We start from the raw sequence: 25,471 nt of genomic DNA, 5'->3' as shown, positions 1-25,471 counted from the left end.
AGGCGGATGGCTGGCGGCGTGCTGCTCGAGGCGCGGCAACTGAGCAAGTCCTTCGGCGCGGTTCGGGTGCTGCATGACGTCGGCTTCGATGTCCGCGCCGGAGAAGTCCTGGGCATTCTTGGTCCGAACGGGGCAGGGAAGACGACGCTGTTCAACCTCATCAGCGGCGATCTCAGGATGGACGGGGGCGGGCTCGTCTTCAACGGGCATAAGCTTGTCGGGCAGCCGCCCTACCGACGCTGCCAGATGGGGATCGGGCGCACCTACCAGATCCCGCGGCCCTATGTCGGGATGACGACCTTCGAAAACCTGCTCGTCGCCGCTTCCTTCGGCGGCGGGCGGTCCGAAGCAGAGAGCTATGCGTGGTGCTCGCAGATCCTCCGCGACTGCGAATTGCGCGAAAGGGCCAACCGGTCGGCGGGCTCGCTGACGCTGCTCGACCGCAAGCGGCTGGAACTGGCGCGGGCACTGGCTTCCGACCCGAAACTTCTGCTTCTGGACGAAATTGCCGGCGGCCTTACCGACGAGGAGGGCAAGGCCCTGGTGGTGCTGATCAAACGCATTCGCGACCGCGGCGTGACCATCATCTGGATCGAGCATGTGCTGCATGCCGTGCTGGCCGTCGCCGACCGGATGATGGTGCTCAGCTTCGGCGAGAAGATCGCCGAGGGCAGGCCGCAGGAGGTCATCAACGACCCGGAGGTCAGGCGCGTCTATATGGGGATCGAGGCATGAGCGCGGTGCTTCTGTCCACGCATGGCCTGGTCGCCCGCTACGGCGATTTCCAGGCGCTGTACGGGGTGGATTTCGAGATCGCTGCCGGCGAGGTCGTGGCGCTGATCGGGGCCAACGGCGCCGGCAAATCGACCCTGCTGAAGTCGATCATGGGCCTGCTGCGCGTCGCGCCGGACATGGTGCGGCTCGACGGCCGCCCGGTCGGCGGCGCCAAGCCGCACAAGATGGTGGCCGACGGCGTCGCCATCGTACCGGAGGGCCGCCGCCTGTTCACAGGAATGTCGGTGGAGGACAATCTGCGCGTCGCCATCGACCATGCCGCCCGCCCGCGCGAGCAGGGCTGGACGCTGGAGCGGGTTTTCGGCCTGTTCCCGATGCTCAGGGAAAAGCGCGCCACGCCGGTACAATCGCTGTCGGGCGGCCAGCAGCAGATGGTGGCGATCGGCCGGGCGCTGCTCAACCAGCCGCGGCTGCTGCTCTGCGACGAGATCAGTCTCGGCCTCGCGCCCAAGGTCGTGCGCGAGATCTATCAGTCGATCCCGTCGATCTCGCAGACCGGAACCGCCATCGTGCTGGTCGAGCAGGATGTCGGGCTCGCCCAGTCCGCCTCGGACCGGCTCTACTGCATGCTGGAGGGCCGCATCACCTTGACCGGACGCTCGTCGGATATCAGCCGCGACGCGATCGGCGAAGCCTATTTCGGAGCGTCCCATGCAGTGGCTTGACGGCCTGGTGCAGGGGATATTGCTGGGCGGTCTCTACGCCCAGTATGCGCTCGGCATGGCCCTGATGTTCGGGGTGATGCGGATCGTCAACGTCACCCATGGCGACCTGATGGTCCTGCTGTCCCTGACCGGGATCAGTCTCGCCGCAACCTTCGCGCTCGGGCCGTGGACCGTGCTGGTGATCCTGGTCGCGCTCGGAGCCATTCTCGGCCTGCTTCTGCAGCGCGTCATCCTCAACCGGGTGGTCGGCTCCGATCCGCTGCCGTCGCTGATCGCCACCTTCGGCCTGTCGGTGGCGATGCAGAACCTGATGCTGCAGATCTGGTCCGCCGACATCCGCTCGCTCGGCGGCGGCGACATCACGCAGGCCTCCGTCCAGATCGGGTCGCTGTTCGTGGGTGTGCTGCCGATCATCGTGCTCGCCACCGCGACGGTCCTGACCGGCGGCCTGGACGCGGTACTGCGCTTTTCCCGCTTCGGCCGCGCGCTGCGGGCGGCCGCCGCCGATGTCGACGCGGCGGCGATGACCGGTGTCAATCCAAAGGGCGTCTATGCCGGCGCCACGGCGGTGGCGGTCGCTATCCTCGGCTTTGCAGCGGTCTTCCAGTCGATGCGGGCGACGGTTGCTCCCTCCGACGGCCCGTTCCAGTTGATCTACGCCTTCGAGGCGGTGATCATCGGCGGCATGGGCTCGATCTGGGGCGCCTTCCTCGGCGCCATGGTGCTCGGCGTCAGCCAGTCCGTCGGGTTCCGCATCGATCCGGGCTTCGGCATCCTCGCCGGGCATCTGGTTTTCCTGATTGTTCTCGCCCTGCGGCCGCAGGGTCTGCTTGGAAAGGATTTGAGACCGTGAACGAGGCGCTCGTAGCCGCTCCTGTCGACGCGGCGCAGCCGCCATCGGTGCGCGTGCAGCGGCAGACGACCTCGGGCATGGTCGCGATGACGATCGGCATCTGCGTGCTGATCACCATCGCCTCGATGCCCTGGTGGGCCAGCCAGGGCCTGATCCGCGACGTGGTCGAGCTCTGCTGCTACATCGCCGTGGCGCAGATGTGGAACCTGCTTGCGGGTTATGCGGGGCTGGTCTCGGTCGGGCAGCAGGCTTTCGTCGGCGTCGCCGCCTACATGATGTTCGTGCTCGCCCAGCTCTGGGGCATCAACCCCTTCCTGGCCGTGCTGCTTTCCCTGATCGCGCCCGCCATCCTCGCGGTTCCGACCTACGGCCTCCTGCACCGGCTCGACGGTCCCTATTTCGCCATCGGCACCTGGGTGATCGCGGAGGTGATGCGGCTTGCCACGTCCACCTTCGTCTACGTCAATGCCGGCGCCGGCATGAGCCTGCGCGTCATGACCAGCTATTCCGCCAATGAGCGCGCCGTCGGCGTCTCGCTGCTGACGGCGCTGATGCTGCTCGTCACCGTCGGTGGCAGCTATCTGCTGCTGCGCTCGCGCTACGGCCTGGCGCTGACCGCCATCCGCGACAACCCGGTCGCGGCGGCAAGCCAGGGCGTCAATGTCGGCCGCCTGCGTTTCCTCATCTGGATCGCCGCCGCCGTCGGCACCGGGCTTGCCGGCGCCATCTATTTCATGGCGCAACTGCGCATCACGCCGCCCTCGGCCTATGATCCGAACTGGGCGAATGTCGCGATCTTCATCGTGATGGTGGGCGGGCTGGGCTCGCTGGAAGGTGTGCTGATCGGCGCCCTGATCTACTTCTTCGCCGACAGATGGTTCGGTGAATATGGAGCGACCTACCTCGTGGTGCTCGGCCTGCTCACCCTGTTCATGGCGCTGTTTGCGCGGGGCGGCATCTGGGGCCTGATCTGCAAGGTGGTCGACGCCCCGTGGTTCCCGACACGGCGGACACTTCTGGAGGACCGGCCATGAAAGCTGCGATCTTCGAGGGCGTCGGCAAGCCGCTGCGCATCGGCGAGTCCGGCATGCCCGAACCGGCTGACGATGAGGTGCTGCTGAGCGTTGCGGCCTGCGGCATCTGCGGGTCGGACCTGCATATGACGGAGGATCCGGCGACCTTTGGGCTGAGCGAGGGGTTCGTGCTCGGCCATGAATTCGCCGGCGAGATCCTGCGCTGCGGCAGCGCCGTCACCGGGCTGCGGCCGGGCGACCGGGTGGCCGTCGCGCCGATGCGCGGCTGCGGACGCTGCGAAAGCTGTCGCCGCGGCGAGCCGGCCTGGTGCCCCGACATGCGGCTGATCGGCGGCGGTTATGCCGAATTCGCGACTGTTGCCGCGCGGCAATGCCGCCTGCTGCCCAACGATTTGCCGACCGCGGAAGGCGCGCTGGCCGAACCGGTCGCGGTCGGCCTCCACGCCGTCATGCGCTCCGGGCTGAAGCCGGGTGACAATGTGCTCGTCCTCGGCGCCGGGCCTATCGGGCTGCTGGTCGCCTTCTGGGCTCGGCGGCTCGGCGCCCGGCACGTCGTCGTGGCCGACCTCAACCGTCATCAGGAGGAGAGGGCGCTTGCCGTCGGCGCCACGGGCTTCGCCTTATCGGGCTCCGGACTCGCGGACGAAGTCGAAGGCCTGATGGGCGGACTGCCTGACATCGTCTTCGAATGCGTGGGCAAGCGCGGGCTGATCGACTTCGCCTGCCGGCTGGTGCGGGTGCATGGGACGGTCGTGGGCGTAGGCCTGTGCGTCGGCGGCGACGAATGGGATCCTTTTGCCGCGCTTTCCAAGGAGATCCAGGTCGTGTTCGCCGCCTTCTTCTCGATGGCGGAATTCGCCACGGCGCTGGAAGCCCTCGGCCCCGGAAAATTCCGCCCGCAGGCGCTCGTCACCGGGCGCATCGGCTTCGGCGAGGTTCCCGAGACTTTCGAGGCGCTGAGACGCCGCACCACCCAATGCAAGGTGCTGATTGCGGCCGACGCCGCCTGACCGGCAGTTCTGGAGGACGAAAATGGATTTCGAAACGCTTACCCTCGACATAGATGGCGTTCGCACGGTGGTGAAGGCGATTGGCGCCGGACCGGCGGTCCTGGCGCTTCACGGAGCGGCCACCATCGAGGGCAATGACTGGGCGCGCGGCCTCGCAGACCGCTTTCGTGTCTACCTGCCCCATCATCCGGGGTTCGGCGACAGTGATCCGGCCCCGCACCTGACAGGCATGCAGGACATGATCGTCCACAATCTCAGGCTGGCTGCGGCCCTCGGTCTCGACCGCCCGCACCTTGTCGGCCATTCGATGGGTGGCTGGATGGCGGCCGAGATGGCGGTCGTCGCCGGCGAGCGTTTTGGAAAACTGGTGCTCAATGCGCCGGCCGGGCTGAACCCTCCGGATCATCCGGCAACCGACCTCGCCGCGATCGGTCCCGAGGCGCTGCCGGGATACCTGGCGCACAATGTGGACGTGGCGCTGCGCTACTTCCCCGGCGGCTCGCACTGTCCGCCGCTGGAAGAATTCCTCGCCGCCCGCGGCAAGGAAGGCGATGCGCTCCAAAACGTCCTAAAAGTCCACGGCTTCGGCCATCCCAATCTCGGCCGCTGGCTCTCCCGCATTCCAAACAACACGCTGGTCGTCTGGGGTGAACTGGACCGCTTGCTGCCGGCGTCGCAGGCGCCGATCTGGGCGGAAAGAATCCCGAATGCCCGCACGCTGATCGTTCCCGGTGTCGGCCATTTCGCCATGCAGGAAGACCCGAAGACGGTAACGGCGATCGGCGATTTCCTCGCCGCATAGGTCCCGCGCCGACTGCGACTGGACGAACATCGATTGACGGCGGGGCGCAGTGGCGCGTCGCTCGACCGAAAACCCAAGGAGGAAAGACCATGAACATTTCGGTGCCGCACGGCAAGGGATATTGGGGCACGGAGACCGACTTCGCCGGGCTGCTGGAGCATGTGAAGAAGATCGGCCCGATCCTGGAGGAGAATGCCGAGGAGAACGACCGGCTCGGGCGGTTGAACGAGGCGACCTTCGCGGCGCTGAAGCCGCTGCGCATGTCGCACATCTTCGCCGAGGAGAAGATCGGCGGGGCGCAGCTTTCGCCGACGCAGGGGCTCGAGCTGATCGAGGCCATCACCTATCACAGCGGCGGCGCCGGCTGGGTGTCGATGGTGCATGCCTGCATCGGCGCGATGTCGGCGGCCTTCCTGCCCGACACCGCGATCGGCCGGCTCTACGGGCCGGACACGGAAAACCGTTTCTCCGGGCAGGGTACGCCGACCGGCATGCTGAAGAAGGTCGACGGCGGCTATCTGCTGAACGGAAAATGGTCCTATGCCAGCGGTATCCATCACGCCACCTTCACCCACACGGCAGCCCTTCTCGACGATGGCGCCGGGCACCCGGCCAAGGACGCTAATGGCGACGTGATCGTGCTCTGCGCCCACGCCCCGGTCGAAGACTTCAACCTTCTGGGCAACTGGGACGTGCTGGGCCTCAGCGCCACGGGCAGCATCGACTATGGCGCCAAGGACGTCTTCATCGCCGACGACATGGTGTTTCCGATCCTGACCGCGCCGCCCCTGCGGCTGAAGGAGTTCTTCAGCCTCGGCGTCGTCGGCCTCGCGGCCATCGGCCATTCCGGCTGGGCGATCGGCGCGTCGCGCCGTATTCTGGACGAGATGGCCAAATTCGCCCGTGCCAAGACCGGGCGCGCCGGCCTGCTCGGCGAGAGCGAGAAATTCTGGTACGATTTCGGCCGCAACGAAGCCCGCGTGCGCGCGGCGAGGGCGTTCCTGTTCGAGGTCTGGCGCGACGTCGAAAAATCGATCGAGGCCGGCAACCGCGTTTCGACGCGGCAGATCAGCCTCGTTCATCTCGCCAAATCCGAGGTGCACGAGGCCGGCGTAGATGCGTGCCAGTTCGTCTACCGTGCGGCCGGCGGCGCCTCCTTGCGCAGGGGCGTAATGCAGCGCATCTATCGGGAGATGTTGACGGCGGCCAACCACTTCACCATCAACGCCAACATCGTGACGGCAGCAGGCCGCGAGATCGGCGGGGTCTGGAGCGACCGCAAGTGGCAGTTCTATGATCTGATCGAGAAGAAGTGATGGCTGCGGCCGGATCGGCAAGGTCCGCTGTTGCGGCGGGCGGGGAAGGCGATGCGATGAATGCTGATGAAATGGTGGCGAAAGCGTTCCTCGCAGCCTTCCGCCACCATCCCGCGGGCGTGGCTATCCTGACCGGGGATCCGGGCGACGGTCCGGTCGCGCTGACCATAAGCTCGCTGATTTCCGTCGGCGTCGAGCCGCCGACGGTGGCGTTCTCGCTGTCGGACTCGTCGTCCAGCGCGAAGGCGCTGGCCAGGTGCGAGACGCTGGTCGTGCATTTCGTCCGGCGGACAAACATGCAGCTCGCGCGGCTCTGCGCCACGAGCGGTTCGGTTCGCTTCGGCCCCGGCGTGGAGTGGGACCGGCTGGCGACCGGCGAGCCTTATTATCCGCAGGTCGAGACATGGTTCCGTGCCGCCATCCGTGGCAAGCTCGCTTCGCCGGGCGCCTGCCTGGCGACTGCCGAATTGGTCGAGTCTTCGCCCGGCTGGCGCGATGCGCCGCAAAGCGAGACGCTTGTCTATGCCGACCGGGCCTGGCATGGGCTGCGCCCGCTGGCCGACCCGATCAGGGCGCCGTTGCTGCTCTGGCCGGACGATTCCGCGACTTTTTGAACGACCGCGGCGAGCGGCTTCCTCGATCAGGCAGCCTGGGGGCGCCCGCCCCGGAATGCCGCGCCTATGGAAAGATCGCGGCGTATTCGGACTTGAACGCCTCGATGACGTCGTCCGGCGTCATGTCCGGATCGCCCTGAAACGTGTACATCGTATTCCAGACTGAGTTCTGCCAATCCGGATCGGAAATGTTGAACGGATTCTGGACGCTGAAGCCGGGCTTCTTCAACGACTCCAGCACAAGTTGATTGCAGGCGTCCAACTTGTCGGAGGGAACGTCAAGCCGTACCGGGCTCGATCCCTTGATGGAAGCGAATTCGGCGTTGATCTTCGGGTCGACGACGATCTTGGCGAATTCGAGCTCGGCCTTGAGTTGGTCTTCCGGAACGCCGCCCAATATGCCGAACGCATCCACCGTAACCGACAAAGCTTTCGTGCCGGGGATGTTGACGCAGGCAAAATCCTCGCCGAGCACCTTCTTGTTGGCGAGCCACTGCCCCTTCATCCAGTCGCCGTGGATCTGCATGAGCGTCTTGCCGGCGATCACGGTGTTGGTGGTCTCGTTCCATTGGCGGTTCACCCAGCCCGGGTCGGCTTGATTGGTGATCTTGCGGAACACGTCGATCGCGTCGCGCAGGCCCTTTTCGTCGAACACGGTCTCGTCGGGCTTCTCCTGGTAGAAACGGTTGTAGATGTCGGGACCGGCGACCGCCGCGACCAGCGCGTGGAAGAGATAGCCGGCCTGAAAGGTGTTGCCGCCCATGCCGATGAAGGTGAAGCCGGCCTTCTGCACCTTCTCCATGTCGGCGAACATCTCGTCGAGCGACGTCCATTTGGTCGGGTCGACGCCAGCCTGCTCGGCGACGTGCTTGTTGTAGTAAATCATGCCGTCGATATGCACGCCGGTCGGTATCTTGCGGATCTCGCCGTCGACTGTGATCGACCTCAGCACGGTTTCCGGGAAATTCGGCGTGGCGCCGATTTCGTTAAAGGTGGCGTCGAGCGGCTGGCCGAGTCCACGCTTGCTGAGGTCGCGGTAGAGGCTCGGCTCGGAGTTGATGAACACGTTCGGCGGCGTGCCGGCGACGATCAGGCTGACCAGCGGGCTGGACCCCGCCTGCTCATGCGGCACCGACATCTCGGTGATCGTGTTGCCGCGCGATTCGAACTCCTTGACGATCACGTTCAGCGCGCCGATCTCGCTCTCGTTTGACCATGTGTGGAAGAGTTTCAGTTCCGTGGCGCCGGCCGTCGCGAAGGGCGAGGCGGAGATCGTCAAGGCCAGTCCGAAGGCGGTCAGAGTCCTGTTGAGCATCATTTCCTCCCTGATTGTTTGTTTGCCTAGATACGCTGCCGTGTCCCGGCATCGAAAACGTTGAACCTGTCCCTCGGGAACATCGCCCTTACAGCCGCCCCGTCGCGCAGACCGCCGATCTGCGAATGATCGACTCGCACCGCGAGCAGGTCGTCGGCGGCGGCCAGGAACGCCGTGCCGTCGCTGCCGGTCTTTTCGCTGTAGCGCAGCGGCAGGTCGAACACGGCAGCCGGCTGGCTGCCGTTCGGCTTGCCGATCGAGAAATGTTCCGGCCTGAGCCCGACCAGCACGGTCCTGCCGCTTTCCGGTCTCTGCGCGAAGGCATAATCGGAAAGATCCATCTCGACGCCGGTCGGTTCGTGCTGGGCTACGACCCGGTTGCCGGTCAGCTCGATCCTGGCAGCCAAGACATTCATCGGCGGCGAGCCGACGAAGCGTGCGACGAACAGGTTGGCGGGCCGGTCGTAGATTTCGTCAGGTGTGCCGATCTGCTGGATCACGCCGCCGTCCATGACGGCGATCCGCGTCGCCATCGTCATCGCCTCGACCTGGTCGTGGGTAACGTAGACGACGGTCTTCTTCAGGTCATGATGGAGTTTCTTGATCTCGAGCCGCATCTCGGTGCGCAGTTTCGCGTCGAGGTTGGACAGCGGCTCGTCGAACAGGAACACGTCGACATTCTTGACCAGCGCCCGGCCGATCGCCACCCGCTGCCGCTGGCCGCCGGAGAGTTGCGCCGGGCGGCGGTCGAGCAGTTCCTCGATGCGCAGCAGGCGCGCCGCCCATAAAACCCGCCGCTCGATCTCGGCGCGGTCGAGCCTTTGTGCCGAAAGTCCGAACTTCAGGTTTCCGCGCACCGTCTTGGTCGGATAGAGCGCGTAGGACTGGAACACCATGGCCAGTCCCCGGTCCTTCGGGTCCAAATCGGTCACGTCGCGGCCGCCGATGGTGATGGTGCCGGCGGTGACTTCGAGAAGCCCGGCGAGCAGGTTGAGAAGAGTGGTCTTGCCGCATCCGGACGGGCCGAGCAGCACGAGGAATTCGCCGTCGCCGACGGAGAGGTTCAGGTCTTCGAGCACGGTGACGCGCCCGAACTGCCTGACGAGGTTCTTGAACTCGATGGTCGGCACTGGCTATCCTTTGATCGCGCCCGCGGTGATGCCCTGGACGAAGAATTTTCCGAGGCCGAAATACACGACGAGCGGCGGGATGGCGGTGAGAAGGGCGGCGGCCATGTCGACGTTGTAGTGAACCGCGCCGCGCTCGGTGATGACGGTGTTGGCCAGGATCACGGTCATCGGCTGCGTGCCGAGGCCGCCGAAGGTCAGCCCGATCAGAAAGTCGTTCCAGACGCTGGTGATCATCAGGATCAGCACGACGATCATGATGTTGCCGGACATCGGCAGGATGATCTCGAAGAAGATCCGCCAGAAGCTGCCGGAATCCATGATCGCGGCATTGATGATCTCGGCCGGCACGTCCTTGTAGAAATTGCGGAAGATCAGCGTCAGCAGCGGCATTGCCAGCACGGCGTGGACGATCGCTATTGCCCAGATCGTGCCGAAGATGCCGAGCGTGGCGGTCATCACCACCAGTGGGATCATGATGATCTGGAACGGCACGAAAGCGCACAGGAAGAGGATGAACAGGAAACTGTTCGCCCAGCGGACGTTCCACAGCGCCAGCGCGTAGCCGGTCACGGACGAAAGCGCGATCGACAGGAACAGGCTCGGGAACAGGATGGCAAGCGAGGTGAAGAAGCCGTGGCTGACACCCTCGCAGGTCATGCCGGAGCAGACTTCCGCCCAGGCCTTCCACCAGCCCTCCAGCGTCCACACCGTAGGCAGTGAGAAGATGTCGCCGAGCGCGATCTGGTCCATCGTCTTGAACGAGGTGACGATCAGCACGTAGAGCGGCACCGCCACGAACGCGGCGCACATGGACAGAAACACCAGGATGGCGATCGACGATCCCCTGATCCTGCGGCGCCTGCGCGGATAGGCGCGCGTCGCCGGCCTGGCAGCGGGCGTCGCGGTATCCCAGGCGAGGGCGCTCATCGGGCAGTTGCCTCGCGCCGGCTCGCCTGCCAGGCGGTGAGCAGCACCAGTGGCAGGAAGATCGCCGCGGTGATCAAGAGCATGATCACGGCCGCCGCTGAGGCGTAGCCGATATTGCTGCGCGTCGAATAGGCATTGATGGTGAAATAGGCCGGCGTCCAGGTGGATGTCCCCGGCCCGCCATTGGTCATCGCCAGCACGATGTCGTAGGTCTTGACCACGCCCAGCGACAGCAGGATGGCGCAGGTGAGAAAGGTGAACTTCATCATCGGGATGATGATCTCGACATAGAGGCGCCAGAAGCTGACGCCGTCGAGTTTCGCCGCGCTCCAGATCTCGGGGTTGATCGATTTCAGCCCGGCCAGCATCAGCGCCATGTAGAAACCCAGCCCGTGCCAGATCGAGGCGAGGATGATGCCGTAGATCGCCGTCGCCGGGTCCGCCAGCCAGTTAAAGCCAGCGCTTTCCCAGCCGAGCCCGTGCAGGAAGTTTTCGATGCCGAGCGACGGATTGAACATCCAGCGCCAGACGATGCCGGTGACGATCAGCGACACGGCGAGCGGGTAGAGGAAGATCGTCCGGAAAAATCCTTCGCCGCGCTTCTCCTTCTCGATCATCGCCGCAAGCACGAAGCCGAACACGATGGCCAGCGCACTGCCGATCGCCAGAATGACGAGGTTCTTCAGCGAGGTCGCCCAGGCGGCGTTGGCGAACAGCCGCTCGTATTGGCGCCACCAGAGTTCCGGGTCGATCGCGTATTCGGGGAAGCGCCGGGAGCGGGTGAACGACATGTAGATCGTCCAGCCGATGGCGCCCGCGAAGGCCACCAGCGTGACCGTCACGGCCGGAACGAGCGCAAGCTGCGGGGAGAGCCTGCTCCACCTGAACGCCATCTGGTTCCTCCCTCGAAGGCATCCCTTCGTGAACCGCGGCCGGTCCGCCGTATTATCGATAAACCAATCATGTAGCCGAGAGCGAGTCAATCGCCAGTTCATATGCTGAACCCTTGTAGGACAACGAGTTCATATTTGAACAGGATGCCTGGTCATCGCAAATGGCAAGCGAGCGTTGGAAGCCGATAGATTGACAAACCCACCACTTTGGCGCAATTCCGTATTAGCGATCATACGCTTGGAAACACCGGGAAGGAGAAAGCCATGAAGGGTATCAACGGGTTCGGCCACGCCGCCCTGAAGGTGAAGGATCTCGATGCAAGCCTGGCCTTCTATTCGGGCAAGCTCGGCTTTCCGGAAATGCTGCGGCTCAACAAGGACGACGGCAGCGTCTGGCTGGTCTATCTCAGGATCACCGACGATGTGTATCTGGAGATTTTTCCGGGCGCGGAGAACGACCGGGCGCCCAGCTGGAACGCCAACGGCGTCAACCACCTCTGCCTGATGATCGACAACCTCGACACCTTCTGTCCCGAGGTCGAGGCCAAGGGCGTGGCTCTGACCGCACAGATCAAGCTTGGCGCCGATGGCAACCGGCAGGCGTGGATCGAGGATCCCGACGGCAACCGTATCGAACTGATGGAAATGCATCCCGATTGCCTACAATATCGCGGCTTGAAGCGCTTGCGCGAACAGGGGCTGCTGCCGGCCTAGAGGCGGCTATCCCGGACCCGAACGGCCAAGACGGCGCAGACTTGCAGAACACCCGCACCCGATTGAAAGATATCGCAGTCACCACGGGCTATTCGGCGAATACCGTCTCGCTGGCGCTGCGTGGTTCCCCGCGCATTCCCGAGGAAACGCGTGACCGCATCCAGTCGGCGGCGCGCAGCCTTAACTATTTCCCGAACACCATCGCCCAGGCGCTGGTCAGCCGCGAAACCCGCACGATCGGGCTGATCCTGACCGACATCATGAACCCGACGCTGACGCTGGTCTCCAGGTTTCTCGAAAAGGAACTTGCGCAGCGCGGCTACGCGCTGATGCTGGCGGCCAGCGACCACGACTCTTCGAAGGAAGTCAGCGCGCTGGACGTGTTCCGGTCGCGCCAGGTCGACGGCATCCTGATCTATCCGACCAACCACAACCGGCTCGACCATATCAGAGCGGTGCGGCAGGCCGGCTATCCGGCGCTGGTGCTTGCCGACATACCCTTCGCCGGGCTCGACGTGGTGGCGATCGACGACCGCAGCGGCGCCTACAAGGCCGTCCGGCATCTGATCGAACGCGGCCACCGGCGCATCGCCATGCTCGATGCGGCGCAACTGGTTCGCAACAGCGAGAAGCATGACGGAGCGGTGCGCGCCATCGCCGAGGCGGGGCTCCCCGCGGAGGCGCTCATCGTCATCAAACCGGACGGCCATACCGCGACCGATGGTTTTCGCGCGATCGGCGAGGCGATGAAAGCCGAATGGCGCCCGACGGCGCTGTTCGCAACGACCGACTCACTCGCCATCGGCGTGCTGCGCTGGTGCCGCGAGCAGGGTGTTTCGGTGCCGGGTGATCTTGCCATCGTCGGCTACGACAACACCGAGGCGGCGGATTTCAGTTCGGTGCCGATGACCTCGATCGACTATGCCGCCGCCGAGGTCAGCCGCCACGCGGTCGACCGAATCTTGTCGCTGATCGGCAAGACGTCGCCCCCGGCGCCCATCGTGACATTGATCGATCCCGAGATCGTGGTTCGCCAATCCAGTTGAGCCAGGGCCTCGATCGTGGTGGGAATGACGCCCCAAGGAGGAGTTTGACATGCGCAAGGCACTGATCGTCTGGGGCGGATGGGAAGGTCACGATCCCGAAAAGTGTGCCCACATTATCGAGGGCTGGCTCACCGAGGATGGCTTCTCCGTGAATGTGGCGAACACGACTGCGGTATTCGCCGATCCTTCTCTTCACGAATTCAGCCTCATCGTCCCGATCATCACCATGTCGAAGATCGAGAAACAGGAGGCAATCAATCTCGCCGCAGCCGTCGAAAGCGGCGTCGGGCTCGCTGGCCATCATGGTGGCATGGCCGATTCCTTCCGCGATTGCGTGCAATACCACTTCATGGTCGGCGGACAGTGGGTGGCGCATCCCGGCGACATCATCGACTATCGCGTCGATGTGATAAGGCCGGACGACCCGGTGATGGACGGCATTTCCAGCTTCGCCTACCGCTCCGAGCAATATTATCTGCACGCCGATCCTTCCAACGAGGTGCTGGCGACGACGACCTTTTCCGGCGACCACGCCTGGTGGATCGACGGAGTGGTCATGCCCGTCGTCTGGAGGCGGAAATACGGGAAGGGCAGGGTGTTTTACTCGTCGCTTGGCCATCAGGCCTCGGAATTTGCGGTTCCCGAAATGCGCACCATCCTGCGGCGGGGGATGAACTGGGCGGCGCGTTGAGCGCGGATGCCGCGATCCGGACATTGACTTCAGAACATCGCACGGGAGGGCGAATTGGCCGTCGGTCCATTGTTCTTCGGGTCCACGATCTGGACCTTCGACTGGAATCCGCCCTACGAGGACGCACTGCGCCGGCTCGCACGGACCGGCTGCAAGGGTTTCGAGCTGCCGATATGGTCGGCCGATACGCTCGCCTATTACACGCCGGAGAAAATCCGGGAATTGAAGAGCCTGGCTGACAGCGAGGGGCTCAAGCTCACCAACGTCTTCTGCAACGTGCCGTTCAGCCGCGACGCCGATGCCGCGACCTCGCGTGCCGATCTCGAACTGTTCAAACGCGGCATCGAAGTCGTCGCGGAACTCGGCTCGCCGATCGTCACGTCCATGACGCCCTATCCGTTCTGTTCCGACATCAGGCCGATCCTGCAGCGGCCGACCTCGCAGGAATGGACGGCGCGGGTCGAGCCGCAATGGGACTGGGCGGCGGAGTATGAAGTCGTGGTCGGCGCTTTTGCAGGCGCCTGCGAGATCGCTGCTGGCGCGGGCATCCGCGTCGCCATCGAACCGCATCCCTATCGCTGGGTGAGTTCGGGGCAGGGCATGCTGAGGCTGATCGAGCGAACGGGCGCGCAAAATCTCGGCTTCAATTTTGACCCGAGCCACATTTTCCCTGCCGGCGACATGCCGCACTATGTCGTGCTGGCGCTGGGAGAGCGCATTTACAACACGCATTTCTCCGACAATGAAGGCCACACCAACGCCCATTGGCGGCCGGGTAGGGGCAAGATCGACTGGAAGGCGATCTTCGCCGCTCTCGATACCATCGGCTATGCCGGCCCGATCACGCTCGAACTCGAAGACGCGCCAGGCGCTTCGCACTGGACGCATTTTCGCGAGGCCACACCCGAATTCGACGGCGAGATGCGGCTGGGCATGGCCTATCTCGGCGAGCGCGCCGCCGAACTCGGCATTTCCATCCAGCAGAACAGGATTTTGTGATGAGCACTTCCATGAAGGTCGGCATCGTCGGTGCGGGCAACATCAGCGCCACCTATGTCGCCACGCTGCAGAAAATCTTCGGCTTCGAGGTGAAGTCGATCCACGACATGAGCGAGGAAGCGGCCGGCAAGCTTGCCGAGAAATTCGGGCTGCAAGCCGTGTCGTTGAGCAAAATGCTCGACGACCCCGAGATCGGGCTGGTCATCAACCTGACGACGCCCGTCGCGCACCATCCGATCAGCAAGGCGGCCTTGCAGGCGGGAAAACACGTCTATTCGGAAAAGCCGCTCGGCGTCTCGATGGAGGAGGCCGAGGACCTGATGGCCCTTGCCAAGGCCGGCAATCTCAGGCTCGGCTGCGCGCCGGATACTTTTCTCGGCGGCGGCCACCAGTTGACGCGCCGGCTTCTCGACGAGGGGGCCATTGGAAAACCAGTTTCGGCGGCGGCTATGCTGCTCCTGCCCGGCCACGAGCACTGGCACCCCAATCCGGCTTTCTTCTACCATCGTGGCGGTGGGCCGATGCTGGATGTCGGACCCTATTATGTCACCAACCTGATCACACTGCTCGGGCCGGTGCGCGAGGTGTTCGGCACGGCCAAGATCACGCGTTTGGAGCGGACGGTGAAATCAGAGCCGCGTCGCGGCGAGATCATCAAGGTCGAGGTTCCAACGCATCTGACCGGCGTGATGGAGTTCGAGAGCGGTGCGACGGTCACGATCGCCACCAGCTTCGATGTGGTCAAGCACCGGCACAACCAGATCGAGATCTATGGCTCGGAAGGCTCGATGGTGACGCCGGACCCCAACAATTTCACAGGAAAAGTCGAGATTTTCCGGGCCGGCGACACGGATTGGCAGGAGGTGTCCGTCGATCACCCCTACACGCAGGGCGTGCCGGGTTATGCCGGCCTGCGCGGCCTTGGTGCGGCCGAGATGGTGGATTCGCTCGCCGCCGGCAGGCCGCACCGTGTCTCCGCCGAACTCGCCTTCCATGCGCTCGAAGTCATGACCGCTTTCGAGCGTTCGTCGCAGTCGCGCAAGGCGGTGGCGATCGCCAGCACATGCGCGCGCCCCGAGCCGATCTCGTGCCAGGCTAGGGAAGGCAGCTTCGCCTGACCGGGATCGATGTCCACCCGGGACAGGCGGCGGGGCCGACCCATGCTGCCGCTCATCGCCGCCAACGAAGTGCTTGCATTTAATCGCGAAGACGACGAACAGAACGCTTGCTGCGTCTTGATTTGAAAAGGATCGGAACAATGGCAAAAGTCCGCGCGCTCGTCCTCGAACGCCAGCACGAGCTTTCGATGCGCGACATAGATCTGCCGCAGGAGGCCGGCCCCGGCGAGGTCAAGATCAAGATTCATACGGTCGGGGTGTGTGGCTCCGACGTGCATTATTACACGCATGGCCGCATCGGGCCGTTCGTCGTCAACGCCCCCATGGTGCTCGGCCACGAGGCCGCCGGAACCGTCGTCGCGGTTGGCGAAGGCGTTACGCATCTGAAGGTCGGCGACCGCGTGTGCATGGAGCCCGGCATTCCCGACCCGAACTCGCGCGCGAGCCGGCTCGGCCTTTACAACATCGATCCCGCCGTGACGTTCTGGGCGACGCCGCCGATCCACGGCGTGCTGACGCCCTATGTCGTGCATCCGGCCAACTATACATTCAAGCTGCCGGACAATGTCAGTTTTGCGGAGGGCGCGATGGTGGAGCCCTTCGCTGTTGGCATGCAAGCAGCCACCAAGGCGAAGATCGCGCCGGGCGACACCGCCGTCGTGCTGGGCGCGGGGCCGATCGGCACCATGGTCGCCATCGCAGCACTTGCCGGCGGCTGCGCCCGCGCCGTCGTCGCCGACCTCGCCCAGCCCAAACTCGACATCGCCGCCGGTTATCAAGGCGTCATCCCCATCAACATCCGCGAGAAGAATCTTGGCGAGGAGGTGAAGCGCCTGACCGACGGATGGGGCGCCGACATCGTCTTCGAATGCTCCGGGTCGCTAAAAGCCTGGGAGACCCTGCTCGACCTGCCGCGGCCGGGCGGCGTCGTGGTGGCGGTCGGGCTTCCGGTGGCGCCGATCCCGTTCGACGTCTCGACCGCCTCGACCCGGGAAATCCGCATCGAGACGGTGTTCCGCTATGCCCACCAGTACGACCGCGCCATCGCGCTGATGGGTTCGGGCCGCGTGGATCTGAAGCCGCTGATCTCGGCCACCTTCCCGTTCGAGGAGTCGGTCGTGGCGTTCGACCGCGCGGTCGAAGCGCGGCCGGCCGACGTGAAACTGCAGATCAGGTTGGCGGAATAGCTCGGTGCCGAAGGATCAGGCGGAGCCTGCTAGCCTCATGCCCTCATAAACCTTCGCCTGCCTCGCCGACAGCGCCTGCCAGTCGGCAAATGCCGCAGGCGAGGGGTCTATCTGCTCGGCAACCCTTGTCATTTCGCGGGTAGCGGCGGCGAAGTCGGCGTGCCAGCCGGCGCCGATCGCCGCGCACATGCCGGCGCCCAGCGCCGAGGCCTCGTTCGACAGGCTGCGGATGACCGGAAGCCCGGTGGAGTCGGCGACCATGTGCAGCCACAGCGGGCTGCCCGCGCCGCCGCCGATGACCAGCACACGGTCGACCTTCGCATCCTGGCGGCGCATCTGCTCGAGCGCGCGGGCGAATTCCAGCGTGATCGCCTCCAGCGAGGCGCGATAGAGATGGCCCATGCCCGCCTCCGGCCCCATGCCGGTGAAGGTGGCTCGCGCATTCTCGTCCCAGTGCGGGTCCATGCAGCCCATCAAATAGGAGCAGACCATGACCCCGCCGGAGCCGACGGGCAGTTTTTGCGCCTGCGCCTCCAGCCGCTCGAATATTTTCGCGTCCTCGTGGCCGCCGGCAAAATTGTCCAGCATCCAGTTGACGAAATAGGCGCCGGCGCGCTGGCAGCTTTCGAGCAGGTAGCCGTCGCCGGTGGGCGAGACCAGCGTGCGCCAGTAGCGGCTGAGCTCCGGCGTGGCCGACCACAGGCCTCCCACCACGGCGGTGCCGAGATTGAGATAGGCGACGCCCGGACTGGTGGCCCCCACGGCAAGACCGGCGCTATGTCCGTCGCCGCCACCGGCAAACACCGGCGTTCCGACCCGCAGCCCGGTCGCCGCTGCAGCCGCCGGCGTAACTTGGCCGATCTGAACACCTGGCCGGTGCAAGGGCGGGAGCTTCGATAGCGGAATGTCGAGATGGTCGAGTATCTCGCTGGACCATAACTTGCTGTGGATGTCGAAGATGCCGAAGGGGTCGGCGCTGGTCCAGCTTGCCGCCGCTTCGCCCGTCAGCTTCTGCACCAGGAAGTCGTGCACGCTCAGGATTTGCGCGGCGCGGTCAAGCAGTTCCGGCTGGTGCTCTCTGAAGTGGCGCAGCCGGTAGAGGCAGGGGATGACGTCCACCGGCTTGCCGGAGATTTGGTGCAGCCGCTCGCCGCCGATCTCCGCCGAAAGCACCCTGGTCATGGCGCGGGCGCGGCTGTCGAGCCACAGCGTCGCGGGGGCGAGCGGTTTGCGGTCGGCATCGAGAAGCACCATGGTCTCGCGCTGGTTGGAGATGGCGATGCCGTCGATGCGATGGGGATCGACCTGCCGGGTGACGGCAGTCAGCGCGGTGATCGCGGCGGTCCACCAGTCCTCGGCATTCTGCTCGGCAAGATGCGGTTGGGGCGTGCTGATCGCGTGCGGCGCGCGGCCTTCGGCGCGCGGCGTTCCGTCCGCTGTCCAGGCGATCGCCTTGACCGACTGGGTCGATGAATCGATGCCCACGACATAATTTTCGTGCGGCTGCATGCAGTTCTCCTCCTCGCGGCTTCGTTCCTCGCGCGCCGTCGCGGCGGGCAATTCCCGGTCGACGGCGCCTCTCCCGAATGACGCGGTCCGTCTCCTCAGCCGGACAGCAAAGCTTCTCCCGTCGCCATGTCCGTCACGAAATGGGTGGCGTAGCCGGCCTCCAGCGTCGCGGTGATGGCGGCGGTCTTGGTCGGGCCGCCAGCCACGCAGATGCGGCTTTTCACCTGCTTCAGTTCGTCCAGCGTGATGCCGACCATGCGGTCGTCATGGTCGCCGCCGATCGGCATGCCATGCGTGTCGATGAAGCGGCCGATGATGACCGCGACGGCTCCCTGCTCGACATAGGTGTCGATCTCGGCCTTCGAGGCGATGCCGGAGACGCGCACCGTGCTGCGCGCACCGATATCGCCGACGCCAAACAGGATGCGGTCGGTGGAATGGATGAGCTCGAACTGCTTCACCAGCACCGGCTCGGCGAGCAGCATCGCCTTCAACTCGCGCGTCGACAGCACCGCCGGCGCCAGAAGGTTGACGCAGCGCGCCTGAATGCGGTTCGACAGCAGCGACGTGCATAATTCCGCTGAGAATTCCGGCTCCCCGGTCGAGCTTCCCGCGACCTGGACCACCGTCACATTGCGCGCCGGTTTCGGCAGCGAAATCTGGTTGGCCACCGCCAGCACCGTGCGGCCCCAGGCCACGCCGACCGTGTCGCCATCCTCGATCTGTTCGGCCAGCACGCGCGCGCCCGCATCGCCCAGCCGGTCGACGAGGTTCTGCTCATCGCCGCTCGGGATGACGAAGACGCCGTCCAGACCGAATTTGTCCATGAGGGCGCGGGCGACAGCGGTGCGGCCGAAGGCCTGCGGGCTGATCCGGATGGAGACGATCTCGCGTTCGCGGGCCTCCTGGAGAAGGTTCACGATGGTGGCGCGCGACACGTTGAGTTTTTTGGCGATCTCGCTCTGCGTCATCTGGTCGGCATAATAGAGCCACGTCGCCCACATCACCGCATCGTCGAATTCCGTCGGCAATCTCGCCTCGGAATTCCCGCTGGTTTTTGCTGCCGTCCCGCCGTTTGCCATGGCCTATCTGATCATCCCGATAACATTTGTCAACGACCTCTGTCTTGTGTCTTGACAACTGTCATTGCCTGCTGTCATTTGTCCGCAAGACGAGAAAAGACTGATTGCAGGCATGGAAACGGCAAGGAAAAAAAGCGCGGAGAGCGATGCTCCGATCGGCGGCTGGACGGCGCTGATCGACGACGTGCTCGCCGGCCGCTGGGTCAGCCCGGACACCGGCAAGGCGACGTCCGTCCCTTATGACAGCATCGTCATCGAAGAGAGCCTGGACGGCGCCGAAGCCGATCTGGTGGCCGCGCTCGATCTCGGCGAAAAATTCACCGTCGTCGCCGACGCCGACACGTTCGACGCGATGGGCGCGCGCGTTGCCAAGGCGCTGACGAAGCTCGGCCCGGTCGATACCATCATCCTTGATCACCCGCACGCCGCCGTGGCCGATATCGACTTGCTCAGCGAAAAACTGGCGCGGAGCGAGGCAGTCGTCGCCGTCGGCTCTGGCACCATCAACGACCTGTGCAAATTCGTCACCGCCAAGCATGGCCGCCGCTACTGCGTGTTCGGCACCGCCGGCTCGATGAACGGCTACACCTCGACAACCGCCTCGATCACGCTGGAGAGCGGGCTGAAAGTGTCGCTGCCGTCGCAGGCGCCGGCGGGCTTCTTCGTCGATCTCGGCGTGTCGGCCGCCGCGCCGAAACATCTTGCCGCCGCCGGCTTCGCCGACTGCCTGGTGCGCTCGGTCGCGCAGGTGGACTGGTGGCTGTCGCACCGGCTGCTCGGCTCACTCTACGCCACCGCGCCATACGCGCTCCAGGACGAGGACGAGAAGGCGCTGAACGCCCGCGCCGGCCTGCTGCCCAAGGGCGACATCGCCGCACATGGCTACCTCTACCGTGTGCTGACCCTGTGCGGGCTCGGCGTGTCGATGACCGGCATGTCGCATCACGGCTCAATGGGCGAGCACCAGATTTCCCACTACATCGACTGTTTTGCGGGCGACCGCCATCCCGGCACGCTGCACGGCCAGCAGGTCGGCGTCGGCGTGCTCACCATGGGTAGGCTGCAGCGCCTCATGCTTTCCAGCGACAAACCGCCAGTGATCAGGCCGACAAAAATCGACCGCGATGGCATGGTCCACCGCATGGGCGCCGGGGTGGCCGAACAATGCTGGGCTGAAATCCAGCCGAAGATTTTCGACGAGAAGGGCGTGGCCGAAATCAACGCGAAGCTTGAAGCGCTTTGGCCTGATCTCAGGCGTGAGCTGTCGGCCTTCGTCATTCCCGTCGACGAGATGGGCCGGCTGCTGGCCGCCGCCGAAGGGCCGATGACCGCCGCCGACCTCGGCCTGCCCGTCGATTTCTACCGCGAGGCGGTGCTGCACTGCCGCGAGATGCGCAACCGTTATTCGTTCCTCGACCTTGCCGCCGATGCCGGCATCCTCGACGATTTTGTGGCCGGGGAGCATTGAGCGATGCGCCCGGTCGCCGACATGCCGATCGAGACGGCCGCCGGCGTCACGGTGCTGTTCGCCGATATCGACGACACGCTGACCCATGAAGGCCGGCTGCCGGCCTGCGCCTACGAGGCGCTGGAGGCGCTGACAGGAGCCGGCATCGCGGTGGCGCCGATCACCGGACGCCCGGCCGGCTGGTGCGACATGATCGCCCGCATGTGGCCGGTCGCCGGCGTGGTCGGCGAGAACGGCGCCTTCTATTTCTCCTACGACGCAGCGGCACGAAAAATGCGCCGCAGTTTTGCCATCGACGCCGAGACCCGTGCGAAGGACCGCGAGCGGCTGAAGGCGGTGCGCGAACGCATCCTGCGCGAGGTGCCGGGCGCGGCGGTGTCGGCCGACCAGCTCTACCGCGAGGCGGATCTCGCCATCGATTTCTGCGAGGACGTGCCGGCGCTGGCCAAGGCCGACGTGGTCCGCATCCGCGAGATTTTCGAGGAGGAGGGCGCCGTCGCAAAGATCTCCTCCATCCATGTCAACGGCTGGTTCGGGCAATACGACAAGCTCACCATGTCGCGGCGCTTCGCCGCCGACATTTTGGGCATCGACATCGACCAGGATCGTGACCGCATCGTCTTCGTCGGCGACAGCCCCAACGACGCGCCGATGTTCGGATTCTTCCCCAATGCCTGCGGTGTGGCCAACGTGCTGACATTCCGCGGCGAAATGGAGGCCGAGCCGGCCTACGTGACTAGGCGCGAAGGCGGCTTCGGCTTCGTCGAGGTGGCCGACCGGCTGCTTTCGGCGCGCGCCGCGCGGGCAGGTGCCGCATGACGGGCGTCTACGACCTTGCCATCATCGGCGGCGGCATCAACGGATGCGGCATTGCGCGCGATGCGGCCGGGCGTGGACTGAGCGTGTTCCTGTGCGAGCAGGGCGACCTCGGCTCGGCGACGTCGTCGGCCTCGACCAAGCTGATCCATGGCGGGCTGCGATATCTCGAGCATTACGACTTCAAGCTGGTGCGCCATGCGCTGACCGAACGCGAGCGGCTGTGGGCGATCGCGCCGCACATCATCTGGCCGCTGCGTTTCGTGCTGCCGCACCGCAAGGGGCTGCGGCCGGCCTGGCTGCTGAGGCTCGGCCTGTTCATCTACGACCATCTCGGCGGGCGGAAGCTGCTGCCTGCCACCCGCACGCTGCGGCTCGCCAGCGACCCGCTCGGCGCGCCGCTGCACGACGTCTCGTCGGTCGGCTTCGAATATTCGGACTGCTGGGTGCAGGACAACCGGCTGGTGGTGCTCAATGCGCGCGACGCCGAATCCAAGGGCGCCGACATCCGCACGCGCACCCGCTGCACCGCCGCCAGGCGCGAGAGCGGGTTGTGGCGGCTGACGATGCAGGATGCCGACGGCGGCCCGGCCTACACCATCCAGGCCCGCGCCGTCGTCAACGCCGCCGGGCCGTGGGCCGAACGCGTGCTGTCCTCCGTCGCGCAGGTTAAGGCGCCTGGGGCGCTGCGGCTCGTGCAGGGCTCGCATATCGTGGTCAAACGGCTCTACGAACACGACCGCTGCTACATTTTTCAGAACCCGGACGGCCGCATCTTCTTCGCCATTCCCTATGAAGAGGATTTTACCCTCATCGGCACCACCGACCGCGACTTTGCCGGGGAGCCGGGCGCGGTGCGGGCTTCCGGGGAAGAGATCGCCTATCTCTGCGAAGCGGCCTCCTCGTATTTCCGCAAGGCGCTGGCGCCGGACGACGTGGTGTGGAGCTATTCGGGCGTGCGTGCGCTGTTCGACGACGGCGCGGCGAACGCGCAGAAGACGACGCGCGACTATGTACTGGCGCTCGACGCCGGAAACGACGAAGCGCCGCTGCTGTCGGTGTTCGGCGGCAAGATCACCACCTACCGCTGCCTAGCCGAGGATGCTCTGGAGAGACTGGCGGAGGTATTTCCCGACTGGCTTGCGCACGCCGGCTGGACGGCGACGAAACCGCTGCCCGGCGGCGATTTTCCGGTGGACGGGGCCGATACGCTCACCCGGCATCTGAGGCAGGACTATCCGTTTCTCGGCGAGCGCGCAGCGCGGCGGCTGGTGCGTCATTACGGCACCGAGGCACGCGCCATCCTCGGCAAGGCGAAGAGTGCGGCCGATCTCGGCTGCGACTTCGGCGGCTCGCTCAGCGAGGCCGAGGTGCGTTTTCTGATCGCCCATGAATATGTCGCAAGCGCAGAGGACATCGTCTGGCGGCGTACCAAATCGGGCCTGCATATGACGGCTGAGCAGATCGCCGCGCTCGACACGTGGCTGGAGGATTTCAGGAGGCAGATGGTGGCATCGTTGCTGAAGCAGGCGGGCTGAGACGTGGAGTGAACCGGGCGGGCAGCCGCGCGGAGAAAGATGGGATGCCGAACGGACCCCGAAGGAGCGGACCGGGCGGCTGTGGAGGAGTGAGCATGGGATGAGCGTCGCACAGGTCAAGCGCATCTCGATTTCGGATTCGCCGATGCCCTGGCTGCTGCCGCTGGTCAGCCTGCTGGTGGTCTTCACCATCTATCCGCTGATCTACAACATCTGGCTGTCTTTTCACGAATTCGTGCCGCGCAAGCGGGCGCTGCAATTCGTCGGCTTCAACAACTGGGTGCAACTGTGGAACGACGCCCGGTTCTGGAGTTCGCTCGGCGTCACCTTCGCCTATTTCGCCATCGCGCTGGTGATCGAGCTGGCGCTCGGCATGGCGATCGCGCTGCTGCTCGACGACGAACTGCCGGGTTTCGGCGCGTTGCGCGCCATCCTGTCGCTGACCCTCGTCATCCCTCCGGCCATCGCCGGCATGATGTTCCTCTTGATGGAGGACCCGCAGTTCGGGGCGCTTACCTACATCCTCAATTCGCTCGGGCTGCTCGACAAGACGACGCCGATCCTCGCCACCTCGTCGACGGCGCTCGCTGGGGTGCTGCTGGCGGAGATCTGGCAATGGACGCCGTTCATGGTGCTGATCTTCCTTGCCGGCCTGCGCTCGCTGCCGGCCGAGCCCTACGAGGCGGCGATGATCGACGGCGCCTCGTCGTTCCAGATGTTTCGCCGCCTGACGCTGCCGATGATGTCGCGGGTGATCGCGGTCGCGGTGCTGCTGCGCGGCATCGACCTGTTCCGCGTCTTCGATTACGTCTTCGTCATGACTTCGGGCGGGCCTGGCACCGCCACCTACAGCCTCAGCCTCTACGCTTGGCAGCAGACCTTCAGCTTCATCAAATGGGGCTACGGCGCCACGCTCAGCCTGGTGAGCCTGGTCATCATCATGGTGCTCGCCAACCTCTTCATCAAAATCTTCAAGGTGAGGTGGTGACATGCACATGAGTGCCGGACAGCGGACGCTGCGCACCATCGCCGGATGGCTGGTGGTCGGGCTGTTCTTCTTCCCGATCTATTTCTGGTCGTCGGTGGCCTTCCGCAACGCCAAGGATATTTTCTCCTGGCCGCCGAAATTCTTCGAGTTCCCGCCGACGGTGCGCAATTTCGAGCAGGTGTTCGGCATCTCGCTGGGTTTTGGCTTCGGCGACCAGGACGTGGTGACGCCCGGTGGCGGCAATTTCTACATGGCGCCGCGGCTGTGGGATTCGATCGTCATCGCCTCGCTGTCGACGGTGCTGGCGATCGTGGTGGCGACGCTTGCCGCCTACGCGCTGTCGCGCATGGATTTCCGCGGCCGCCACCAGTTCGTCAACTGGGTGCTGTCGACACGCATGATGCCGCCGGTGGCGGTGGCCGTGCCGATGTTCTTCATCTTCAAGCAGTTCAACCTGCTCGACACCTATACCGGCATCATCGTGGTGCACGGGCTGATGAACCTGCCGCTCGCCGTGCTGCTGCTGAAGAGCTTCTTCGACGACATCCCGTCCGAGATCGACGAGAGCGCGCTGCTCGACGGCGCGTCGCGCTGGACGATCTTCAGGCGCATCGTGCTGCCGATGGCCAAGGGCGGCATCGCCGCCACCGCGGTGCTGTGCTTCATCTTCTCGTGGACCGAGTTCCTGTTCGTGCTGACGCTGACCCAGACCAGCATCAAGACGGTGCCGGTGGTGTCGTCGACCTTCGTGACGTCGATCGGCACGGCCTGGGGCAACATGGCAGCCCTTGGCGCGGCCGCGATCGTACCCGCCTTCATCGTCATCATGCTGGTGCAGCGCCATCTGGTGCGCGGCCTCACCATGGGATCGCTGAAGCAGTGATCCGGCGGATGTCCATCCGCCGGTAGAAGTTGATGAACCCGGGAGGCGAGGTCGCCGCCCGGAAAATGGAGGAGAAGA

General features: G+C 65.0%; 25 protein-coding genes. 19 read left to right on the top strand and 6 right to left on the bottom strand.

The annotated features are described in order from the left end of the window. Positions 1-6 precede the first annotated feature (6 nt). From ACH196_RS03250 to ACH196_RS03215, 8 genes are all read left to right on the top strand, one after another. A complete protein-coding gene (locus ACH196_RS03250; RefSeq protein ID WP_396644902.1) occupies positions 7-735 on the top strand; it encodes an ABC transporter ATP-binding protein in 729 nt (242 codons plus the stop codon). Then, positions 732-1,460 carry an ABC transporter ATP-binding protein gene (locus tag ACH196_RS03245; protein WP_396644900.1) on the top strand — a complete coding sequence of 243 codons (729 nt, stop codon included), beginning with the start codon at positions 732-734 and terminating at the stop codon, positions 1,458-1,460. The genes ACH196_RS03250 and ACH196_RS03245 overlap by 4 nt, the downstream gene beginning before the upstream one ends. Continuing rightward, the gene (locus tag ACH196_RS03240) at positions 1,447-2,313 is read left to right on the top strand and encodes a branched-chain amino acid ABC transporter permease (RefSeq protein WP_396644898.1); all 867 of its coding nucleotides are present in this window, start codon (positions 1,447-1,449) and stop codon (positions 2,311-2,313) included. Before ACH196_RS03245 ends, ACH196_RS03240 begins: the two co-directional genes overlap by 14 nt. Beyond that, entirely contained in the window at positions 2,310-3,347 is a 1,038-nt protein-coding gene (locus ACH196_RS03235) for a branched-chain amino acid ABC transporter permease (protein WP_396644896.1), read from the top strand. Before ACH196_RS03240 ends, ACH196_RS03235 begins: the two co-directional genes overlap by 4 nt. Continuing rightward, positions 3,344-4,357 (top strand): zinc-binding dehydrogenase, encoded by a 1,014-nt coding sequence (locus tag ACH196_RS03230; protein ID WP_396644894.1) that lies wholly within the window; start codon positions 3,344-3,346, stop codon positions 4,355-4,357. The genes ACH196_RS03235 and ACH196_RS03230 overlap by 4 nt, the downstream gene beginning before the upstream one ends. 22 nt (positions 4,358-4,379) lie before the next feature. Then, positions 4,380-5,159: an alpha/beta fold hydrolase gene (locus ACH196_RS03225; RefSeq protein WP_396644892.1), complete on the top strand. Its 780-nt coding sequence runs from the start codon at positions 4,380-4,382 to the stop codon at positions 5,157-5,159. 89 nt (positions 5,160-5,248) lie between these two features. Further along, positions 5,249-6,475, top strand: coding sequence for an acyl-CoA dehydrogenase family protein (locus ACH196_RS03220; RefSeq protein WP_396644890.1), 1,227 nt, complete (start codon positions 5,249-5,251; stop codon positions 6,473-6,475). A 56-nt stretch (positions 6,476-6,531) separates the two neighbouring features. After that, entirely contained in the window at positions 6,532-7,089 is a 558-nt protein-coding gene (locus ACH196_RS03215; RefSeq protein WP_396644888.1) for a flavin reductase, read from the top strand. A gap of 64 nt (positions 7,090-7,153) precedes the next feature. On the opposite strand, the gene ACH196_RS03210 is transcribed toward ACH196_RS03215, so the two are convergent. From ACH196_RS03210 to ACH196_RS03195, 4 genes are read right to left on the bottom strand one after another with little or no spacing between them, the layout of a single operon-like run. After that, positions 7,154-8,404: an ABC transporter substrate-binding protein gene (locus tag ACH196_RS03210; RefSeq protein WP_396644886.1), complete on the bottom strand. Its 1,251-nt coding sequence runs from the start codon at positions 8,402-8,404 to the stop codon at positions 7,154-7,156. A 26-nt stretch (positions 8,405-8,430) separates the two neighbouring features. After that, positions 8,431-9,534, bottom strand: a complete 1,104-nt coding sequence (locus ACH196_RS03205) for an ABC transporter ATP-binding protein (protein WP_396644884.1) — start codon at positions 9,532-9,534, stop codon at positions 8,431-8,433. A 3-nt stretch (positions 9,535-9,537) separates the two neighbouring features. Continuing rightward, positions 9,538-10,461: a carbohydrate ABC transporter permease gene (locus tag ACH196_RS03200; RefSeq protein WP_396644882.1), complete on the bottom strand. Its 924-nt coding sequence runs from the start codon at positions 10,459-10,461 to the stop codon at positions 9,538-9,540. After that, positions 10,458-11,354, bottom strand: coding sequence for a carbohydrate ABC transporter permease (locus ACH196_RS03195; RefSeq protein WP_396644880.1), 897 nt, complete (start codon positions 11,352-11,354; stop codon positions 10,458-10,460). Before ACH196_RS03195 ends, ACH196_RS03200 begins: the two co-directional genes overlap by 4 nt. Before the next feature lie 264 nt (positions 11,355-11,618). On the opposite strand from ACH196_RS03195, the gene ACH196_RS03190 reads away from it, so the two are divergent. From ACH196_RS03190 to ACH196_RS03165, 6 genes are all read left to right on the top strand, one after another. Next, entirely contained in the window at positions 11,619-12,068 is a 450-nt protein-coding gene (locus ACH196_RS03190) for a VOC family protein (RefSeq protein ID WP_396644879.1), read from the top strand. A gap of 62 nt (positions 12,069-12,130) precedes the next feature. Further along, complete coding sequence (locus tag ACH196_RS03185; RefSeq protein WP_396644878.1) at positions 12,131-13,114, top strand: LacI family DNA-binding transcriptional regulator; 984 nt, start codon at positions 12,131-12,133, stop codon at positions 13,112-13,114. A gap of 49 nt (positions 13,115-13,163) precedes the next feature. After that, complete coding sequence (locus tag ACH196_RS03180; RefSeq protein ID WP_396644877.1) at positions 13,164-13,805, top strand: ThuA domain-containing protein; 642 nt, start codon at positions 13,164-13,166, stop codon at positions 13,803-13,805. 54 nt (positions 13,806-13,859) lie between these two features. Further along, complete coding sequence (locus tag ACH196_RS03175) at positions 13,860-14,804, top strand: sugar phosphate isomerase/epimerase family protein (RefSeq protein WP_396644876.1); 945 nt, start codon at positions 13,860-13,862, stop codon at positions 14,802-14,804. Then, a complete protein-coding gene (locus tag ACH196_RS03170; protein WP_396644874.1) occupies positions 14,804-15,922 on the top strand; it encodes a Gfo/Idh/MocA family protein in 1,119 nt (372 codons plus the stop codon). The genes ACH196_RS03175 and ACH196_RS03170 overlap by 1 nt, the downstream gene beginning before the upstream one ends. A 140-nt stretch (positions 15,923-16,062) precedes the next feature. Further along, entirely contained in the window at positions 16,063-17,109 is a 1,047-nt protein-coding gene (locus ACH196_RS03165; protein WP_396644873.1) for an NAD(P)-dependent alcohol dehydrogenase, read from the top strand. Between the two features lie 15 nt (positions 17,110-17,124). Here ACH196_RS03165 and ACH196_RS03160 read toward each other — a convergent pair whose 3' ends face one another. Together ACH196_RS03160 and ACH196_RS03155 are read right to left on the bottom strand one after the other, a co-directional pair. Then, positions 17,125-18,618, bottom strand: coding sequence for an FGGY-family carbohydrate kinase (locus ACH196_RS03160; protein ID WP_396644871.1), 1,494 nt, complete (start codon positions 18,616-18,618; stop codon positions 17,125-17,127). Between the two features lie 95 nt (positions 18,619-18,713). Continuing rightward, positions 18,714-19,700 (bottom strand): sugar-binding transcriptional regulator, encoded by a 987-nt coding sequence (locus ACH196_RS03155; RefSeq protein WP_396644870.1) that lies wholly within the window; start codon positions 19,698-19,700, stop codon positions 18,714-18,716. A gap of 112 nt (positions 19,701-19,812) precedes the next feature. On the opposite strand from ACH196_RS03155, the gene ACH196_RS03150 reads away from it, so the two are divergent. The 5 genes from ACH196_RS03150 to ACH196_RS03130 all read left to right on the top strand — a co-directional run bounded on the left by ACH196_RS03150 (position 19,813) and on the right by ACH196_RS03130 (position 25,393). Further along, positions 19,813-21,168 (top strand): iron-containing alcohol dehydrogenase, encoded by a 1,356-nt coding sequence (locus tag ACH196_RS03150; protein WP_396644869.1) that lies wholly within the window; start codon positions 19,813-19,815, stop codon positions 21,166-21,168. A 3-nt stretch (positions 21,169-21,171) separates the two neighbouring features. Further along, a complete protein-coding gene (locus ACH196_RS03145) occupies positions 21,172-21,987 on the top strand; it encodes an HAD-IIB family hydrolase (protein ID WP_396644868.1) in 816 nt (271 codons plus the stop codon). Continuing rightward, positions 21,984-23,522, top strand: a complete 1,539-nt coding sequence (gene glpD, locus ACH196_RS03140) for a glycerol-3-phosphate dehydrogenase (RefSeq protein WP_396644866.1) — start codon at positions 21,984-21,986, stop codon at positions 23,520-23,522. The genes ACH196_RS03145 and glpD overlap by 4 nt, the downstream gene beginning before the upstream one ends. A 100-nt stretch (positions 23,523-23,622) precedes the next feature. After that, complete coding sequence (locus ACH196_RS03135) at positions 23,623-24,510, top strand: carbohydrate ABC transporter permease (RefSeq protein ID WP_396644865.1); 888 nt, start codon at positions 23,623-23,625, stop codon at positions 24,508-24,510. A gap of 1 nt (position 24,511) precedes the next feature. Next, on the top strand, positions 24,512-25,393 hold the full coding sequence (locus ACH196_RS03130) for a carbohydrate ABC transporter permease (protein ID WP_396644863.1): 882 nt from the start codon (positions 24,512-24,514) through the stop codon (positions 25,391-25,393). Positions 25,394-25,471 lie beyond the last annotated feature (78 nt).

Origin of the sequence: Mesorhizobium sp. IMUNJ 23232 (assembly GCF_044326205.1) — a bacterium.
Classification (GTDB): Bacteria; Pseudomonadota; Alphaproteobacteria; order Rhizobiales; family Rhizobiaceae; genus Kumtagia.
This window is presented reverse-complemented; position numbering and strand designations above follow the sequence as displayed.

Bases quoted from the DNA above. Each gene is read 5' to 3' on its own strand.
- ACH196_RS03250 (WP_396644902.1), top strand. From the start codon at position 7: ATGGCTGGCGGCGTGCTGCTCGAGGCGCGGCAACTGAGCAAGTCCTTC.
- ACH196_RS03245 (WP_396644900.1), top strand. From the start codon at position 732: ATGAGCGCGGTGCTTCTGTCCACGCATGGCCTGGTCGCCCGCTACGGC.
- ACH196_RS03240 (WP_396644898.1), top strand. From the start codon at position 1,447: ATGCAGTGGCTTGACGGCCTGGTGCAGGGGATATTGCTGGGCGGTCTC.
- ACH196_RS03230 (WP_396644894.1), top strand. From the start codon at position 3,344: ATGAAAGCTGCGATCTTCGAGGGCGTCGGCAAGCCGCTGCGCATCGGC.
- ACH196_RS03225 (WP_396644892.1), top strand. From the start codon at position 4,380: ATGGATTTCGAAACGCTTACCCTCGACATAGATGGCGTTCGCACGGTG.
- ACH196_RS03220 (WP_396644890.1), top strand. From the start codon at position 5,249: ATGAACATTTCGGTGCCGCACGGCAAGGGATATTGGGGCACGGAGACC.
- ACH196_RS03215 (WP_396644888.1), top strand. From the start codon at position 6,532: ATGAATGCTGATGAAATGGTGGCGAAAGCGTTCCTCGCAGCCTTCCGC.
- ACH196_RS03210 (WP_396644886.1), bottom strand. From the start codon at position 8,404: ATGCTCAACAGGACTCTGACCGCCTTCGGACTGGCCTTGACGATCTCC.
- ACH196_RS03200 (WP_396644882.1), bottom strand. From the start codon at position 10,461: ATGAGCGCCCTCGCCTGGGATACCGCGACGCCCGCTGCCAGGCCGGCG.
- ACH196_RS03195 (WP_396644880.1), bottom strand. From the start codon at position 11,354: ATGGCGTTCAGGTGGAGCAGGCTCTCCCCGCAGCTTGCGCTCGTTCCG.
- ACH196_RS03190 (WP_396644879.1), top strand. From the start codon at position 11,619: ATGAAGGGTATCAACGGGTTCGGCCACGCCGCCCTGAAGGTGAAGGAT.
- ACH196_RS03180 (WP_396644877.1), top strand. From the start codon at position 13,164: ATGCGCAAGGCACTGATCGTCTGGGGCGGATGGGAAGGTCACGATCCC.
- ACH196_RS03170 (WP_396644874.1), top strand. From the start codon at position 14,804: ATGAGCACTTCCATGAAGGTCGGCATCGTCGGTGCGGGCAACATCAGC.
- ACH196_RS03165 (WP_396644873.1), top strand. From the start codon at position 16,063: ATGGCAAAAGTCCGCGCGCTCGTCCTCGAACGCCAGCACGAGCTTTCG.
- ACH196_RS03160 (WP_396644871.1), bottom strand. From the start codon at position 18,618: ATGCAGCCGCACGAAAATTATGTCGTGGGCATCGATTCATCGACCCAG.
- ACH196_RS03155 (WP_396644870.1), bottom strand. From the start codon at position 19,700: ATGGCAAACGGCGGGACGGCAGCAAAAACCAGCGGGAATTCCGAGGCG.
- ACH196_RS03150 (WP_396644869.1), top strand. From the start codon at position 19,813: ATGGAAACGGCAAGGAAAAAAAGCGCGGAGAGCGATGCTCCGATCGGC.
- ACH196_RS03145 (WP_396644868.1), top strand. From the start codon at position 21,172: ATGCGCCCGGTCGCCGACATGCCGATCGAGACGGCCGCCGGCGTCACG.
- glpD (WP_396644866.1), top strand. From the start codon at position 21,984: ATGACGGGCGTCTACGACCTTGCCATCATCGGCGGCGGCATCAACGGA.
- ACH196_RS03135 (WP_396644865.1), top strand. From the start codon at position 23,623: ATGAGCGTCGCACAGGTCAAGCGCATCTCGATTTCGGATTCGCCGATG.
- ACH196_RS03130 (WP_396644863.1), top strand. From the start codon at position 24,512: ATGCACATGAGTGCCGGACAGCGGACGCTGCGCACCATCGCCGGATGG.